Source organism: Planomonospora parontospora, from assembly GCA_014647935.1.
Taxonomy (GTDB): Bacteria; Actinomycetota; Actinomycetes; order Streptosporangiales; family Streptosporangiaceae; genus Planomonospora; species Planomonospora parontospora.
Genome location: BMQD01000017.1, coordinates 38,890 through 55,655 on the forward strand (window position 1 = coordinate 38,890; position 16,766 = coordinate 55,655).

Annotated in this window: 14 protein-coding genes; 3 read left to right on the forward strand and 11 right to left on the reverse strand. The window is 73.7% G+C overall.

Annotation, left to right across the window (positions count from 1 at the left end; genetic code table 11):
- Positions 1-8 precede the first annotated feature (8 nt).
- From IEZ07_RS24680 to IEZ07_RS24700, 5 genes are all read right to left on the reverse strand, one after another.
- Positions 9-818 carry an SRPBCC family protein gene (locus IEZ07_RS24680; protein WP_191896935.1) on the reverse strand — a complete coding sequence of 270 codons (810 nt, stop codon included), beginning with the start codon at positions 816-818 and terminating at the stop codon, positions 9-11.
- Positions 819-917: 99 nt separating this feature from the next.
- The gene (locus IEZ07_RS24685) at positions 918-2,000 is read right to left on the reverse strand and encodes a fatty acid desaturase family protein (protein ID WP_191896936.1); all 1,083 of its coding nucleotides are present in this window, start codon (positions 1,998-2,000) and stop codon (positions 918-920) included.
- 137 nt (positions 2,001-2,137) lie between these two features.
- On the reverse strand, positions 2,138-2,893 hold the full coding sequence (locus tag IEZ07_RS24690; protein ID WP_191896937.1) for a DUF2071 domain-containing protein: 756 nt from the start codon (positions 2,891-2,893) through the stop codon (positions 2,138-2,140).
- Between the two features lie 345 nt (positions 2,894-3,238).
- Positions 3,239-4,054, reverse strand: a complete 816-nt coding sequence (locus IEZ07_RS24695) for a hypothetical protein (protein WP_191896938.1) — start codon at positions 4,052-4,054, stop codon at positions 3,239-3,241.
- A gap of 206 nt (positions 4,055-4,260) precedes the next feature.
- Positions 4,261-4,779, reverse strand: a complete 519-nt coding sequence (locus tag IEZ07_RS24700; protein ID WP_191896939.1) for a hypothetical protein — start codon at positions 4,777-4,779, stop codon at positions 4,261-4,263.
- Positions 4,780-5,310: 531 nt separating this feature from the next.
- Here IEZ07_RS24700 and IEZ07_RS24705 point away from each other — a divergent pair.
- From IEZ07_RS24705 to IEZ07_RS24715, 3 genes are all read left to right on the forward strand, one after another.
- Complete coding sequence (locus IEZ07_RS24705; protein ID WP_191896940.1) at positions 5,311-6,765, forward strand: cytochrome ubiquinol oxidase subunit I; 1,455 nt, start codon at positions 5,311-5,313, stop codon at positions 6,763-6,765.
- 9 nt (positions 6,766-6,774) lie between these two features.
- Positions 6,775-7,710: a cytochrome d ubiquinol oxidase subunit II gene (cydB, locus tag IEZ07_RS24710; RefSeq protein WP_191896941.1), complete on the forward strand. Its 936-nt coding sequence runs from the start codon at positions 6,775-6,777 to the stop codon at positions 7,708-7,710.
- 72 nt (positions 7,711-7,782) lie between these two features.
- The gene (locus IEZ07_RS24715; RefSeq protein WP_191896942.1) at positions 7,783-9,057 is read left to right on the forward strand and encodes an MFS transporter; all 1,275 of its coding nucleotides are present in this window, start codon (positions 7,783-7,785) and stop codon (positions 9,055-9,057) included.
- An 84-nt stretch (positions 9,058-9,141) separates the two neighbouring features.
- On the opposite strand, the gene cutA is transcribed toward IEZ07_RS24715, so the two are convergent.
- The 6 genes from cutA to IEZ07_RS24745 all read right to left on the reverse strand — a co-directional run bounded on the left by cutA (position 9,142) and on the right by IEZ07_RS24745 (position 16,736).
- Complete coding sequence (gene cutA, locus IEZ07_RS24720; RefSeq protein WP_191896943.1) at positions 9,142-11,544, reverse strand: aerobic carbon-monoxide dehydrogenase large subunit; 2,403 nt, start codon at positions 11,542-11,544, stop codon at positions 9,142-9,144.
- A 73-nt stretch (positions 11,545-11,617) separates the two neighbouring features.
- Positions 11,618-12,115: a (2Fe-2S)-binding protein gene (locus IEZ07_RS24725; protein WP_191896944.1), complete on the reverse strand. Its 498-nt coding sequence runs from the start codon at positions 12,113-12,115 to the stop codon at positions 11,618-11,620.
- A complete protein-coding gene (locus IEZ07_RS24730; protein ID WP_191896945.1) occupies positions 12,108-13,157 on the reverse strand; it encodes an FAD binding domain-containing protein in 1,050 nt (349 codons plus the stop codon). The genes IEZ07_RS24725 and IEZ07_RS24730 overlap by 8 nt, the downstream gene beginning before the upstream one ends.
- A complete protein-coding gene (locus tag IEZ07_RS24735) occupies positions 13,154-14,536 on the reverse strand; it encodes a uracil-xanthine permease family protein (protein ID WP_191896946.1) in 1,383 nt (460 codons plus the stop codon). Before IEZ07_RS24735 ends, IEZ07_RS24730 begins: the two co-directional genes overlap by 4 nt.
- 270 nt (positions 14,537-14,806) lie before the next feature.
- Positions 14,807-15,031 carry an RNA-binding S4 domain-containing protein gene (locus IEZ07_RS24740; RefSeq protein ID WP_068895901.1) on the reverse strand — a complete coding sequence of 75 codons (225 nt, stop codon included), beginning with the start codon at positions 15,029-15,031 and terminating at the stop codon, positions 14,807-14,809.
- 142 nt (positions 15,032-15,173) lie between these two features.
- Positions 15,174-16,736 (reverse strand): PucR family transcriptional regulator, encoded by a 1,563-nt coding sequence (locus tag IEZ07_RS24745; protein WP_068895902.1) that lies wholly within the window; start codon positions 16,734-16,736, stop codon positions 15,174-15,176.
- Positions 16,737-16,766: the final 30 nt, after the last annotated feature.

Genomic DNA, 16,766 nt, shown 5'->3' on the forward strand with positions numbered 1-16,766 from the left:
GGGGCCGGTCAGCCCCTGCGGCCGGTACGGCCGAGCAGCCAGCCGATCACGGCGCTGCCGAGCGCCACGCCGGCGCCCATGCCGAACGCGGTGACGACCGCCCACACGGGCACGCCCTGCTCCTGCGGCCTCTGCCCCTGCGGCACGGCGGGCCGTTGGAAGACCCGGACCGGCCGTCCGCCCTCCGGTACGGCGGGCTCGGAACCCACCGCACCGGGGAGGACCGGGGCGGCCGCGTCCGGGGGCCCGAGGACGGCGGGAGCCGTACCGGGGGCCGCCGCGCCGGACGGGACCGGTGCGGCCGCGTCCGGGGACCCGGTCACGGCGAGGGCCGTGTCGAGAGCCGTGTCGAGAGCCGTACCGGCGGCCGGGGCTGCGCCACCGGAGAGCAGGTGCCGCTCCACCGCGGCGAAGAACTCGGCCGCGGTCCGCCTGGCCACCGTGCCGAGCATGCGCTGGCCGACGCCGCCGATCATGCCGCCGACCACGGCCTCGGCGTCGTAGTCGATCCGGGTGCCGCCGTCGGCCTCGCTGAGCCGTACCTCCACGGTGGCCTCCACCGTGCCGGGGGCGCCCTGGCCCCGGGCGCGCAGCACGAACCGGCTGGGGGCGTCGGGGTCGCGCAGGGCGACCTCGCCCTGGTAGAGCCCCCTGATCGAGGCCACCCCGGCCGTGACCGTCATCCGGTAGGTGTCCGGTCCCGTCTCCTCCAGGCGCTCGCAACCCGGGATCGTGCGCACCAGCACGGCCGGGTCCTGGAGCGCGGACCACACGCGATCTCTGTCGGCGCCGAGCACGGCGCTGCCTGCGACCTTCACCTTCAGCACCCTAGACAGTCCCCGGCCGCGGGGTTAACAGCAACATCTGCCCGGCGGCGCGACCGCGGCTTGTCAGTCCGCCGGGGCGCCCCCGGGTCGTCACTCCACCGGGGCGCCCGCCCCGACCGCGGCCTCCGGCGGGGTGGCGCGGCGCCCCGCGCGCAGCGGCGCGCCCACCGCGTGCATGTGCCGCAGCGCCTGCGCGTACGAGCGCAGCAGCCCCGTCTCGAGGTACTCCACGCCCAGTTCCTCGCAGTAGGCCCGGACGATCGGCTGGGCCCGGCGCAGGTTCGGGGTCGGCATGCTGGGGAACAGGTGGTGCTCGATCTGGTAGTTGAGGCCGCCCAGGGCGTTGTCGACCAGCCAGCCGCCGCGCACGTTCCGGGAGGTGAGGACCTGGCGGCGGAGGAAGTCGAGCTCGTCCTCACCGGTCAGCATCGGCATGCCCTTGTGGTTGGGCGCGAACGTGCAGCCGAGGTAGACGCCGAAGACGGCCTGGTGCAGCGCGAGGAAGACCAGGGCCTTGCCCACCGGGAGCACCGCGAACACCGCGCCGAGGTAGGCGGCGACGTGCACCACCAGGAGCAGCCCCTCGACCGCGCGGTTCCGCAGGGACGGGCGGCGCAGCGCCCGGAAGCTCGACACGTGCAGGTTGAGCCCTTCCAGGGTCAGCAGCGGGAAGAACAGGAACGCCTCCCAGCGGCCGATGAACCTGGCGATCCCCCGGCTGGCCCTCGCCTGCCGCTCCGACCAGATCAGTATCTCGGGGGAGACGTCGGGGTCGTGGTCCTCGTGGTTGGGGTTGGCGTGGTGGCGGGTGTGCTTGTCCATCCACCAGCCGTAGCTCATGCCGATGACGAGGTTGCCCGCCACCAGGCCGGCGATCTCGCTGGAGCGCCTGGAGCGGAAGACCTGCCGGTGGGCCAGGTCGTGGGCGACGAGGGCGATCTGGGCGAACACCACGGCGAGGAAGACCGCCACCGGGATCTGGTACCAGGAGTCGCCGATCAGGAAGAAAGCGGTCCAGCCTCCGGCGAAGAGGGCTGCGACCAGGCCGAGCCGGACGGCGTAGTAACCGGGGCGCCGCTCCAGCAGGCCTGCCTGGACGATCCGGCGCGACAGGCCGGCGTAGTCGCTTCCTCTGGTCCGGTCTCCGGGGTCGGCGGTCGTGACATCGGTCATGGCTCTCCTTGGGCGTGGTGGGTGCCGGACGGGTTCACTCTCCAGGATTTCCGGACGACCGGGATCATGAACCCCTGCCCGCACCCCGAATCATGGTCGGGCAGGCCTCACCCCTGCCGTTCCGGAGCACCCGCGTCTCAGTCCCGGGGGACGAATCGGCGGGGCGGGGTGTGGATGTCGAAGTGGATCCGCCGCTGGGCCAGGATCGAGTGGGGTTCGGCGCCAGGCGCGGTCAGGCCCAGCCGCTCGAAGACGCCGAAGCGCGCGGACTCGGCGGACGCCACGGCGAGGTGGCGCGGGCGCATGGGCGGATGCCAGATGCCGTAGGTGCCGACGCGGCCGTCCCTGCGGCGGTACCAGCCGCGGGTGGGGTGGGTGAGCGTCTCCATCCAGTGCGCCTCGCCGGTGAAGCCGTCCAGCCGGGACGGCTGCCCGGGCGGCTCCGCCGCCTCGCACCGGGCGTCGTCGCCGCTCAGCCGCCAGCGCGCCGGGGCGGCCTCCCAATCGGCGGTGATCTCGATGCGGCTGCGGTGCCACGGCATGCCCCACAGCCACCGGGGCACGACGGCCAGCGGGTGGTCCAGGCTCGTGCCGAAGAACCAGACGCCCTGCTCGTCGCCCGCCGTCACGTAGGCGCGGTAGTTGATCTGGCCGCAGTCGATCGCCGCCGGCGGGCAGAAGCGGAAATGGAAGTCGCGGTCGCGGAAGGCCACCGCGGAGACCAGCGCCGCGCGCCCGCCGGCGAAGGCGAACTCCACCGGGGCGAAACCGCCGGGCAGCAGCCGGGCGAGCGCCTCGGCGGGCACCCGGTAGCTGACGATCGCGAAGTCGTCCAGCTCGGTCGCGGCGTGGTACCACCGTGGACGCGGTCGCGGGGTGCCGCTGAAGGCCACCTCAGCCCTCGCCCGGGTCCGTGTGCCGGACCTCCGGCGGGAGCGCGGGAGCGTGCCGGCCGGTGCGGGTCTGGTGCATACCGGAGAGGTCCTTAGCGGGGTGGTCGGGACGGGCCCCGCGGACGGGGCACGGCGGGAGATCACCACGTCGATGATCCACTACAGCGAAGCCTCACCTAAGATCCACGCACTCACTCCGGATGTCAACCGGCTCCGTCCGGGAGCCGAGACGCCTGCGGCGGAGCCGGCGGGCGGACGGGAGGCGGGGAACGGGCCGGACCGCATCCGGACGCGGAGCGGCCCGCTCCCCTGCGGGAACGGGCCGCCCCTGCCTGGAACCCGCGATCAGTTGGCGGGCCGCTCGGCGGCGTTCAGGGCGGGCACGTGGCTCTCGGCCTCACCGGGCACCCGGTCGAGGGAGTGCTCCGGCGCGTAGCCGTGGTCGCGGTCCGACGACCGGTCGAGGTTCTGCTCGGTGCCTTCCTCCAGCTCGATGTCGTTCGGCCGGTCGAGGCTGCTCGGCCGGTTGAGGCTGCTCGGCGTGTAGCCGGAGATGCTCGGCAGGTAGCCGGAGGAGGCGGGCCTGTCGCTGGAGCGGTCGTAGCCGGGCACGTCCTCGGAGCGGTCGTAGCGGTCGTAGCCGCCGTAGTCCGAGTCGCGGAAGTAGCGCCACGAGCTGCAGTAGGTCGGCCGGCCGCCGTACTGGCGGACCTGGCAGACCCTGATCCGGGCCTGGCTGGCGTAGTCGTTGTCGTAGTCGATCGTGCGGTAGTTGTTCGTGCCGCAGTGCCGGTAGGTCCGCCCCCGGTCCCAGCCGCTGGAGCCGCCGTAGCCGCCCGAACGGTATCCCTGGATCTGCGCGTAGGCGCACATGCCGCCCTGGCCGCCGGTGCGGTAGTCGCGGTCGTAGAGGTAACCCCTCACCCGGAGCCCGCCGCCCGACACGAGGTAGGCACCGCTGCCGCCCTCGTAGTCGACCGTGCCCCGGGCGTAGGCCCGGCGGTTGCTGGAGTAGTACGGACCCCACGAGTCGGCGCGGTCCGCCGCGGCCGCGGCGGGCGCCGCGGCGGGTGCGGCCGCCTGGGCGGCGGTCGGCACGGTGAACGCGAACGCTCCCGCGGTGGCGGCCACGGCCAGCAGACCGGTGGTAAGTCGCTTCATCATCATCTCCCCTTCGGCCCCCGTCCCTCGTGCCGGATCTCTTCTCCGGCTCCCCCGAGGACAGGGGTCGCTGGTAACGGAATGTAGTTGCAGCCCTCCCGTGTCCATACTTATAGCCATCCGGGTCGATATTTACACCGACCTCGCTGAACAGGAAAAACGCCCGCCTCCAGCAGGAGTGCGGGCGTTCCCCGGAGCCGGGCAGATCACTCGGACTCGGCGGTGTACAGATACTCCCAGTCACCACAGCGGGTCGGGTGGGAGCTGCGCAGGCCGATCTGGCAGACCTGCACGCGGACGGAGTCGACGTCGTCGGCGGCGAAGTGGAACCTCTTGTAGCCGCCCGCGCCGCAGTGCCGGTAGCTCTCCCGCTCGGCCCAGTGGCCGTGGTGGTCGTCGAACCGGTGCGCCTGGACCCTGACCAGGGCGCACTTGCCGCCCTGGCGGTAGGTGCGGTGGTCGAGGTCGTAGACCTTGCCGCGCAGGTGCACCTCGTTGGAGGTCTGGCGGCGGTTCCAGTCGACGCCGATCCATCCGCTGGCCTTGGCCTTGTGGTTGCCGGAGTAGTAGGAGCCCCAGTAGTCGTCGTAGTCGTAGCCCGACGAGCCGGCCGCGGCGGACGCGGCGGCGGGCGTGGCGGCCTGTGCGGCGGCCGGGACGGCGAGCGCGAAGGCGGCGGTGGCGGCGGCGGTGGCCAGCAGACCGGTGGTCAGTCGCTTCATCATGATCTCTCCCTGTCACCCTCTCGGCCCGGCTCCCTGCCGGTCCCCCCTGGGCTCTCGGGTCCATTGGTACGGCCAGGCGCTTGCAGGCCCCCGTACCGCCGCTTACAGCCCCCTTGCGGGCGCTTGCAGCACGCCCGGCCGCGACCGGGCCCTCCCCGCGCCGGGACGGTCCCGATCATGTCCGCCGCCCGGCGTACCCCCGGATCACTCCCGCGGCGGACGCGCGGGCCGCGCCCCGTGGCCCATGATCGAGTCAGGCGCCCGAGGGGGCCGGCGGGGCGGGAGGCCCGCCGGCGGAGAGGGGAGCGCGCCCGGCCGGCGGCCGGACGGGCTCCCGGCGCCGCAGGGGGAGCCGGCGTCGCGAGCCGGAGGGGGCGATCCGGCCCGGCGGGGAAGTGCGGTCCCGGCCGGGCCATGTGACGAGGATCGCAGCGGTTCGCGGCGCCTCCCCCTCCCATTGCTCTACAACACGTAGTACTACTAAAAGTAGAACTACAGCCTGTAGAGCTGAAGTCCCGCAGGGGGAGAGGCATGGAAGCACTGGACCTGGCCCGGTGGCAGTTCGGGATCACCACCGTCTACCACTTTCTGTTCGTACCGCTGACGATCGGGCTGGGCGTCTTCGTCGCCGGTCTGCAGACCGCCTGGCACCGCACCGGCAAGGAGCACTACCTGCGGCTGACGAAGTTCTTCGGGAAGCTCTTCCTGATCAACTTCGCCATGGGCGTGGTCACCGGCATCGTGCAGGAGTTCCAGTTCGGGATGAACTGGAGCGAGTACTCGGTCTTCGTCGGCGACGTCTTCGGCGCCCCGCTGGCCCTGGAGGCGCTGCTCGCCTTCTTCCTGGAGTCGACCTTCCTCGGGCTGTGGATCTTCGGCTGGGACCGGCTGCCCAGGCGGGTGCACCTGGCCACGATCTGGGCCGCGGTCATCGGGTCCAACCTGTCGGCCTACTTCATCCTGGCCGCCAACGCCTGGATGAAGCACCCCGTCGGCTACGAGGTGGTGGACGGCAGAGCGCGGATGACGGACCTGTGGGCCGTGCTCACCAACTCCACCGCGCTCGCGCAGGTCCCGCACGTGATGGCCGGGGCCTTCGTGGTCGCGGGCGGGTTCGTGCTGGCGGTCTGCGGCCACCGGATCCTGGTCGAGCGCAGGGCCGACCCGGACCGCACGGTCCCGATGCGCCGCGGCGCCGGGGGCGCGACCGCCATGTGGCGGACCCCGGTGCGGGCCGCGCTGGTCATGACGGCGCTGGCGGGCGCGGTCGTCGCCGGGACCGGCGACGCCTCCGGCAAGCTCCTGCACGAGCAGCAGCCCATGAAGCTGGCCGCGGCCGAAGGGCTGGAGCGCGACACCGCCGGAGCGGCCTTCTCCCCCGTGCCGGGCCTGGAGGTGCCGATGCTGCTCAGCCTCCTGGCCACGAACGACCCGGAGGCCGTCGTCCGGGGCACCGAGGACCTGCAGGCGGAGTTCGCCCGGCGGTTCGGCCCCGGCGACTACCGGCCGAACATCCCCGTGGTCTACCTGTCCTTCCGCGTGATGATCGTCTTCGGGCTGACCGTCGTCGCCCTGTCCGTCCTGGGCCTCTGGCTGACCCGCAGGCGCCGCCGCGTTCCGGGGCCGGAGCGCGAGCTCCCCTCCTGGCTCGCCCGGACCTTCGTGCTGGCGCTCCCGCTGCCGTTCCTCGCGATGATCGCCGGCTGGCTGCTGAGCGAGATCGGCCGCCAGCCCTGGACCGTCCAGGGCGAGCTGCTCACCGCGGCGAGCGTCTCCCCCGGGGTCGGCCTGACCGAGGTGGCCGTCTCCCTGGCGGTCTTCACCCTCCTGTACGGCCTGCTCGCCGTGGCCGAGGCCGTCCTGCTCGTCCGCCACGTCAAGGCGGGTCCCGAACCCGCGCTCCCGGCGCCGCCCGCCGGTCCGCCCGCCGGCGGCGCGGGCGGCCGCGACGCCGCCGCCCCGCTCCAGCCGACCCTGATGTACTGAGGGGAATCCATGGAACTCACGACCCTCTGGTTCGCGGTCATCGCCTTCCTCTGGACGGGCTTCTTCGTCCTGGAGGGCTTCGACTTCGGCGTCGGCATGCTGGCCCCGCTGGTCTCCCGGGGCGAGGACGAGCGCAAGCAGGCCCTCGCCACGATCGGCCCGGTCTGGGACGGCAACGAGGTCTGGCTGATCAGCGCGGTGGGCGCCATGTTCGCCGCGTTCCCCGCCTGGTACGCGGGGCTGCTCAGCGCGTTCTACCTGCCGATCGTGCTGGTCCTGGCCGGCCTGATCGTGCGCGGCGTCGGGCTGGAGTGGCGGGGCAAGGTCGCCCACTCCTCCGACCGGACCTGGTGCGACCTGGGCATCGGGATCGGCAGCGCGCTGCCCGCCTTCCTGTGGGGCGCGGTCTTCGCCGCCCTGCTGCACGACGGCGCGCTCGCCGCGCTGGCCGGCGGGGTGTTCTCGCTCTCGCTCTGCCTGCTGCACGGCGCGGTCTTCCTCACCCTCAAGACCTCCGGCCCGGTGCGCGCCCGCGCCCGCCGCGCCGCCCTGGCCGCCTCCGCGGTGGTGCTGCCCGCCGGGATCGCGGCGCTGTCCGGCATCCCCTCCACGACCGCCGCCGAGTGGAGCGCCGACCCGGGGCCGTGGGTCTGCGCGCTGGCCGCGATGGCGGCCCTGGCCGCCGGGACGGCGCTGACCTGGCGCGGCCGGGAGGGCTGGGCGTTCACCGCCACCGCCTCGTCCATCGCGCTGACCGGCGCCGCCCTCTTCACCGCCCTGTGGCCCTCCCCGCTGCCCGGCCTCACCGTCGCCGAGGCCGCCTCGGGACCGTACACGCTCGGCGTGCTCACCTGGATCGGCCTGATCGCGCTCCCGTTCGTGCTGGGCTACCAGGGCTGGACGTACTGGGTCTTCCGCCGCCGCCTGACCGCCGAGGCGTCCTGAGAGAGCGGCCGAGCCCGGCACCAGGCGCGACCAGGGGTTGACTCCTTACCAGGCGGAGGCCACCATGCCCCGGTGAGCTCCCCCAGCCTGTTCCGGCACCGGAACTTCATGCTCCTGTTCGGCGCCGACGTCATCAGCCAGGTCGGCGCCCAGATCAGCCTGCTCGCGCTCCCGCTCGTCGCGGTGGTCGCGCTCCACGCGAGCCCGTTCGAGACCGGCCTGCTGGTGGCGGCGGAGACGGCGGCGTTCCTGCTGGTGGGCCTGCCCGCGGGGGTCTGGGTGGACCGGATGCCGCGCCGCCGCGTCCTGGTCGCCGCCGACGTGGCGCGGGCCGTGCTGCTGGGATCGGTCCCGCTCGCCTGGTGGCTGGGCGTGCTGACCCTTCCCCACCTGTACGGCGTGGCGCTCGGCACCGGTCTGGCCACGGTCTTCTTCGACATCGCCTACCAGAGCTACCTGCCGAGCCTCGTCGAGCGCGACCGGCTGGTGGACGGCAACGCCAAGCTGGAGATCGTCCGATCGGCGGCGGGCGTGGCCGGTCCGGGCGCGGGCGGCTGGCTGATCCAGGTGCTCACCGCGCCGGTCGCGGTGCTGGCCGACGCGGTCAGCTTCCTGTTCTCGGCGCTGCTGCTGCGGCGGATCGACGCCGTCGAGCGGGTCCCGGAGCGTTCCGCGCGGCGAGGGCTGGCCAGGGAGATCGGCGAGGGGCTCCGGTACGTGGCCGGGCACCCGATCCTGCGGATGATCACCGCGGCCACCGCCACCGCGAACTTCGCCAGCGGCATCTTCAACGCCGTTTCGATGATCTTCCTGGTCCGGGTGATCGGCCTCTCCGAGGCGGGCATCGGCCTGCTGTTCTCGGTGACGGCCGCCGGCGGCCTGGTGGGCGCGGCGCTCGTGGGGCCGCTGACCCGCCGGGTCGGCTCGGCCCGGGTCATCTGGCTCTCGGCCGTGGTGTTCTACCCGTTCATGCTCCTGGTGCCGCTGACCGAGCCCGGCTGGAGGCTCGGGCTCTACGCGGTCGGCATGTTCATGAACTCGATCGGCATCATCGTCTACAACGTCGGTCAGGTCAGCTTCCGCCAGGCCGTCACCCCCGAGCACCTGCTCGGCAGGATGAATGCGACCATCCGGTTCGTCGTGTGGGGGGTGCTCCCGCTGGGCGGCCTCGCCGGAGGCGTGCTGGGCGAGATCGCCGGCGTCCGGGCCGCGCTCTGGACCAGCGTGCTGCTCGGCCTGCTGTCCGCGGTGCCGCTGCTGCTCTCCCCGCTGCGCCGGATGCGCGACCTGCCCCCCGCCGAGCCGGCCGCCGAGCCCGTCGGCGACCCGGCGGACCGGCCGGCGTAGCCGTACCCGTCCCGCAGATCCCGCACGTCAAGACACCTGGAGACCGGCCGGCGTAGCCGTACCCGTCCCGGAGACCCCCGCGCGTCAGGACGCCCGGGGGTCTCCGGCCGCCCGGCGCAGGTCGAACAGCTCCGACGGGGAGATCGGCATCTTCGTGATCGGGATGCCCTCGGCGTCCTCGACCGCCGAGGCGATCACCGCGGAGACCGGGATGACGCCCGCCTCGCCCGCGCCCTTGATGCCGAGCGGGTTGAGCGGCGACGGGGTCTGCAGGTGCGCGGTCTCCACGTGCGGGACCTCGGTGGCGTACGGCATCAGGAAGTCCATGAACGAGGCGTTGAGCAGCTGGCCGTGCTCGTCGTAGACCATCCGCTCGTACAGCGCGCCGCCGACGCCCTGGGCGACGCCGCCGTGGATCTGCCCCTCGACGATCATCGGGTTGACGAGGTTGCCGCAGTCGTGGACCACGGCGTAGCGCAGGATGCGGATCTCGGCGGTCAGCGGGTCGGTCTCCACGATCGCCGCGTGCATGCCGGAGGCGAAGGTCGAGCGGATCGGCGAGTAGTAGCCGCGCCCCTCCAGGCCGGGCTCCTCGCCCTCGGCGACCGGCGGCCGGTCCGGCGGCGAGGCGCCCGCGAACTGCGTGGCGCGGGCCGCCTCGTCGTCGAAGGCGTAGCGCAGCGGGTTGGCCAGCACCGCCACGGTGGCCAGCGGGACCGAGGCGCCCGGCACCCCGGCGACGTGCACCAGCCCGTCGGTGATCTCCAGGTCGCCCGGGTCGGCCTCCAGCGCGTCGGCGGCGATCCGCAGCGCCTTCTCGCGGACCTTGCGGCAGGCCAGCGCGATGGCGTTGCCGCTCATGACCGCGGCCCGGGAGGCGAAGGTGCCGACCGCGTAGCCGAACCTGCGGGTGTCGCCGGTGACCACCGAGACCCGCTCCAGCGGCACGCCCAGCTCGGTCGCGGCGATCTGCGCGAAGGCGGTCTCGTGGCCTTGGCCCTGCGAGGTCAGCCCGGTGGAGACGTGCACCCGGCCGTCGGAGGTGATCTGCACGTGGCCGCCCTCGTACGGCCCGACGCCGGTGCCCTCCACGTAGCAGCCGATGCCGATCCCCAGCCGCCGGCCCCCGGCCGCGGCCCGCTCCTGCTCCGCGGCGAAGGAGTCCCAGCCGATCAGCTCCTTGAGCAGGCGCAGCGACTCGGGGTAGTCGCCGCTGTCGTAGATCAGCGGCCGGCCGTCCTGGAAGGTCAGGCCCTGGTCGTAGGGGAACTCGTCGGGCTGGATGAGGTTGGCCGCGCGCACCGCCGTACGGTCGAGGCCGAGGTGGGCGGCGATGCGGTCCATCGTCCGCTCCATGCAGAAGACCGCCTGCGGGCGGCCCGCCCCCCGGTACGGCGTGACCTGCACGGTGTTGGTGTAGACCGAGGAGAACTCGACCCGGTAGGCCCCCAGCCTGTACGGCCCCGGCAGCTGGGTCGAGGTGATGATCGGCACGATGATCCCGTACGGCGTGTAGGCGCCGTGGTCGTGCAGGATCGTCACGTCCAGGCCGAGGACGCGGCCGTCGTCGTCGAAGCCGACCCGGACGGAGTGCACCTGGGCGCGCTCGTGCGCGGAGGCGGTGAAGTGCTCGCGGCGGTCCTCGGTCCACTTGACCTCATGCCCGAGCAGCATCGCCGCCCAGGGGACGAGGACCTCCTCCGGCCACGGGTGCATGATCTTGACGCCGAATCCGCCGCCCACGTCGGGCGCTATCACCTCGACCTTGGGCAGCGGCAGGCCGAGCTTGGCGGCCAGGGCCATGCGCACGCTGGTGGAGGTCTGGGTGCTGGAGTAGACGCGCAGGGACGCGTCGTCGGCGTCCCAGCGGGCGTAGACCCCCCTGCCCTCCAGCGGCATGGACGCGCTGCGCTCGATGTCGAGGCGGAACTCCAGCCGGTGCGGCGCGGCCGCGATCTCCTCCGCCGCCCCGCGCCCGCCTGCGGAGGGCACCGACTGCACCAGGTGCGCGCCGACGTTGCCGGGCACGTCGTCGTGGACGAGCCGCTCCCCCCGGACGGCCTCCTCCGCCCCGACCACCGCGGGCAGCGGCTCGTAGTCGACGCGGATCAGCGCGCAGGCGTCCTCGGCGAGGTAGCGGTCGCGGGCGACGACCATGACGACGGGTTCGCCGACGTGCCGGACCCGGTCGCGGGCCAGCGGGCGGGCGGTGCGGCCGTGGGTGAGCGCCGGGTGCGGGATGAGCAGCGGGAGCGGCTGGGCCAGCCGCTCCGGCAGGTCCTCCCAGGTGTAGATCGCCACCAGCCCGTCCACGTCGAGCGCGTCCGAGACGTCGACGTCCCGGACGGCGGCGTGCGCGTGCGGGGAGCGGACGAACGCCGCGGCCAGCGCGCCCGCGCCCAGGTCGTCCAGGTAGCGGCCCTGCCCGGTGAGCAGCCGCGGGTCCTCGCGCCGCTGGACGGCCTCGCCGAAGAGCCTCGTGGTCATCGGGCCGCGCTCCTCACCGAGGAGATCATCGCCCGGATCCCCACCCGGACCGCTTCACGGGCCGTACGGGCCCTCATGCCTCCTCCACCCGCTCCTCCGCCATGATCTCGGCCGCGCGGTGCACGGCCTTGACGATGTTCTGGTAGCCCGTGCACCGGCACAGGTTGCCGGAGACGCCCTCCAGCACCTCCTCGGCGGTCGGCGCGGGGTTCTCCCGCAGCAGCGCGGTCACCGTGCACAGGAACCCGGGGGTGCAGAACCCGCACTGCAGGCCGTGGCACTCGGCGAACGCCCGCTGCACCGGCGACATCCGCGCCCCGTCGGCGAGCCCCTCGACGGTGGTGATCTCGTGCCCGTCGGCGGTGACCGCGAACATCAGGCAGGAGCGGACCGGCTCGCCGTCCATCAGGACCGTGCAGCACCCGCACACCCCGTGCTCGCAGCCGACGTGCGTGCCGGTCAGCCCCAGGTCGTGCCGGAGGCAGTCGGACAGCAGCCGCCGCCCCGGCACCCGGGTCCGCCGGACCACGCCGTTGACGGTCAGCGCGATCTCGTGCGCCGTCTCACCCATGCGCCCCCTCCTGCCCCGCGGTCCCTCCGTCGCGTCCCACGACGTCCCCCGCCCCGCGCCCCATCGCGCGTCCCGCGGTGTTCTCCGCGGCGTCCCCCGCCCCGTGCCCCATCGCGCGTCCCGCCGTGTTCCCCGCGTTCCCCGCGTTCCCCGCGTTCCCCGCGTTCCCCGCCGCGTCCTCCACCGCCGCCCGGGCGGCCTCCCGGAGCGCCTGCGCGGCCAGCACCCCGGTCAGGTGCCGCCGGTAGTGCGCGGTCGCGTGGATGTCGTCCTCCGGCTCGATCCGCTCCCGCACGGCCCGCGCCGCCGCCTCCCAGTCGGCCGCGCCGGCCGGCGCGGCCCCGCACGCGGCGGTGACGTCGACGACCACCGGGACGGGCCCGGCGCTCACGCAGGCCGCCCGCGCCTCGGCGACCCGCAGGTCTCCGTCCAGCCGGACCAGGGCCGCGACCCCGGCCAGGGCGTAGTCGCCGTGCCTGCGCGACACCTCCCGGAAGGCGGTGCCCGAGCGCGCGGGCAGCGCGGGGAAGAACGCGGAGACGGCCAGTTCGCCCGGGCGGAGCGCCGACTCCAGCGGACCGGTGAAGAACTCCCCCGCCGCCACGTCCCGCGTGCCCCCGCGCCGCGCGAGCCGTACCGAGCCGCCGAGCAGCGCCAGTACGGCCGGCAGTTCGGCGGCCGGATCGGCGTGCACCAGACTGCCGACCGCGGTGCCGCGGTTGCGGATCACCGGGTGGGCGACCAGCCGGAGCGCCTGACGCAGCAGCGGCTGGACGGCGGCGGCCCCGGCGGAGCGCTCCACCTGCGCATGCCGGGCCAGCGCCCCGACCCGGACCCCGTCCGGGCCGGTCTCGACCGCGGCCAGCCCGCCGAGCCGGTTGATGTCGACCAGGTGCGCGGGGGCGGCCAGCCGCATGTTCATCAGCGGGATGAGGCTCTGGCCGCCGGCGAGCACCTTGCCGTGCTCCCCGGTCCCGGCGAGGACGTCGAGCGCCTCGCCGAGGGTGCGGGGGGCGTGGTAGCCGAAGGGGGGTGGCTTCACCCGGCGGCTCCGCCCTCGGGCCCCGCCTCCGCCGCGACCGGCCTCCTCCCCCGGCGGCCTTCGATGGCCCGCAGCAGGTGGTAGCCGGCGAGCACCACGATGGTGCCGAGCGCGATGCCCTCCAGCACGAAGTCGGAGCTGATCATCTGCTTGACCGGGCCGATGGCCAGAATGATGCCCGCCCCGACCGGGACCATGTTGACCGGGTCGGAGAAGTCGACCCGGTTCTCGATCCAGATCTTCGCGCCGAGCAGGCCGATCATGCCGTAGAGGATGACGGTGATGCCGCCGAGCACGCCGCCGGGGGTGGCGGCGACCAGCGCGCCGAACTTCGGGCAGAGGCCGAACAGGATCGCGATCACCGCCGCGATGTAGTAGGCGGCCGTGGAGTAGACCCTCGTCGCGGCCATGACGCCGATGTTCTCGGCGTAGGTGGTGGTCGGGGAGCCGCCGAAGGCGCTGGTGACCACGGTGCCGACGCCGTCGCCGATGATCGCCCGGCCCATGTAGGGGTTGACGTCGGTGCCGGTCATCTCACCGACGGCCTTGACGTGGCCGACGTTCTCGGCGACCAGGGCGATCACCGCGGGGAGTACCAGGATGACGGCGGAGACCTTGAAGTCGGGCCAGTGCATGCCGGGCAGGCCGATCCAGTCGGCGCTCGCGACCGCGTCGAAGCTCACCCGCGGGTGCGTGTCGACCTTCCCGGTGCCCGCGTTGTAGGCGGTGATGTCCCCGAAGAGCCGGTCGGCCCCCCAGGACAGGACGAAGCCGATGACCAGGCCGAGCAGGATGCCGATCCGGCCGATGAACCCCCGGAAGAGTACGATGATCACGAAGGTGACCGTCATGGTGATGAGCGCGATCCACTGGTCCTGCGGCCAGTAGACGTCAGCGACCACGTAGGCCAGGCCGAAGCCGATCAGCATGACGACGGCGCCGGTGACGACCGGCGGGAAGATCCGGTTGATGACCTGCACGCCGAGCACGTGCATCGCCACGCCGATCAGGGCGAGCACCAGGCCCGCGACGAGGATCGCCCCGGTGACGATCGCGTCCACCGCGGGGGTGTCGCCGCCGAAGAGCGACCTGATCGCCAGCACGCCGCCCACGAACGAGGCGCTGGTGCCGAGGTAGCTGGGCACCTTGCCCTGCACGATGAGCAGGAACAGGATCGTCGCGATCCCGGAGAACATGATGGCGACGTTCGGGTCCAGCCCCATGACCAGGGGGAAGACGAACGTCGCACCGAACATCGCGATGACGTGCTGGGCCCCGAACCCGACCATGCGCGGCCAGGACAGCCGCTCGTCCGGCCTGACGACCTCACCGGGCGCGAGCGTCTTTCCGTCTCCGTGTTTCGTCCAACCTGCAACCATCAAGCCCACCTCTCCCGGGCCGTCGGTCGGTGGCCGCCCCGCAGGCGCTCCCTCCGGCGGATCTCCTTGCTGCCGTTGCGGGCACATTAGGCCCGTCGACACGGCCGTACATCAGCATGATCTGCCAAATCCGACCCGCTGACCAGGGGAGCCCTCGCGCGCCGCCGGCGCGGGACCGCCGCCGGCGGGCCGCGGGCCCCGCGGGCACGGGCCTCCGCCGTACGGCCGGGCCCGGCCCGGTGGGCGCGGGACGGCCCGGGGCGGGCCCGCTCAGGCGGATCCGGGGGCGACGACGTGGATCTCGAAGCCGTCGCCGGTGACGACCTGGCCCGCACGGATCTTGCAGGTCTTGCGGGTCTCGACCTCGCCGTCGACCATCACGTCCCCGAGGGAGATGAGGTACTTGGCCTGACCGCCGGTGTCGGTCACGGCGCAGTACTTCAGCAGGTCGCACAGGGGGATGTAGTCGGTCTCCAGCTCAAAGGTCTCGTTCACGGCCACAGCATAGGGCCGAGCGGCGGAAGGGGGCCGCAGAGGACGCGGCGGCCGCCCTCGGAGCCGGCGCCCGGACACCGCCCGGAGCGGACACCGGACGAGCACGGGACGGGCACGGTCCTGCGCCCCGCCCGGGCACCGGTCAGATGCCGCGCATGCGCAGCACGTGCAGCGCCAGGGTCAGGTTGAGCCGCAGGTGGGCGTCCTCGGTGAAGTTGCCGAGCAGCCGCTCCAGCTTGCCGATCCGGTAGCGCAGCGTGTTGTAGTGGAAGTGCAGCCGCCGCGCCGTCTCGGCGACGTTGAGATTGGTCTCCAGCAGCACCTGGAGCGTCCGGCGCAGGTCGGCGTTCTCGGGGTCGTCGTCGGAGGCCAGCGGGCCGAGGGTCTCGCGGACGAAGGCGTGCAGCTCGGCGGTGTCGCTGACCAGCGAGAGCAGCCGGTAGACCCCGAGCTGGTCGAAGTGGGCGACCGCGCCGGGACCGTGCAGCTGGCGGCCGACCCTGGTGGCCTTCAGCGCCTGGCCGTACGCCTCGGGCAGCGCCTCCGCGCCGGAGGCCGTACGGCTGGCGCCGGTGGAGAAGGTGGCGGACGGCCCGTCGGCGAAGGCGGCCGCGGCGTCCCTGGCCAGGCGGACGGGGTCCACGGCGGCGTCCACGACCGCGACGACCTCGTGGGAGAACCCGGCCACCGCCCCGCGCGGGTCGTGGCGGCGCAGCGCGGCGACCCAGCAGGCGACCAGGCGGTCCTGGACGAGCCGCTCGTCCCCCTCGGGGTCGAGCTCGGCCACCAGCACCGTGACCGGGCGCCGCAGGTCCCAGCCGAAGGCCCTGGCCCGCGAGGCGACCCGGTCGGAACCGCCCGCCCGGCCGGTCAGCACGTCGCGCAGGAAGTCGGCGCGGTACTTGCTCTCGACGGCGTTGACCGCCTCCTGGCGGGTGATGACGAGGGCGGCGACGGTGGCGGCGCGCTCCAGGATGCCGACGTCGCTCTCGCCCACCTGCCCGGCGGGGCCGCACGCGACGATCCGGCCGTGGTGGTGCCCGCCCGCCACAACGGGCACGACCGTGCGGCGGCCCTCGGGCGCGGTGCGCAGCGCGGCCAGGCAGTCGGCCGGCCCCGCCGACGCCAGCACCTGCCCGGCTCCGTCGAGCACGGCCACCGCCACGTCGAGCAGCCCGGCCACCTCGGCGGCCACCTCGCGCAGCCCGCCCCCGGCCAGCACGACCGCGACCAGCGCCCGGTGCGCCTCCTCGGCACGGGCCAGCACGGCGGCCTGCCGGTTGAGGATGTCGGTGAGGACCTGGTTGAGGATGTCGTCGAAGCCGACGTCGTCGGGGAGCAGGATCAGCGGGAAGCCCAGCCGGTCGGCCTGCTCGGCCATCTCGCCGGGCAGCTCGTCCAGGTAGCGGCCGAGCTTGATGGCGAGCGCGGCCAGGCCCCGCTCGTCCAGGTCGGCCACGAGCCGGTCGAGCGACTGCGGGGTGTTGCGCAGCGGGTAGCCGGTGGTGAGCAGCAGTTCGTGGGGCTTGACCCAGGCGAGGATGTCCGGGACCTCCATCACGTTGAGCCGCTGCACGACCCGGTCCAGCCCTCCGGCGCCCGCGATCAGGCGGGCGCCGGCCAGCGTCGAGACGCCCAGGACCTCCCCCACCGAGACGCCGTGGATGATCGTGCCGGTGCTGGCCAGGCGTACAGGGGGCTCCATGTGGTGATTGTGGCCGATAGGGCCGTCTGT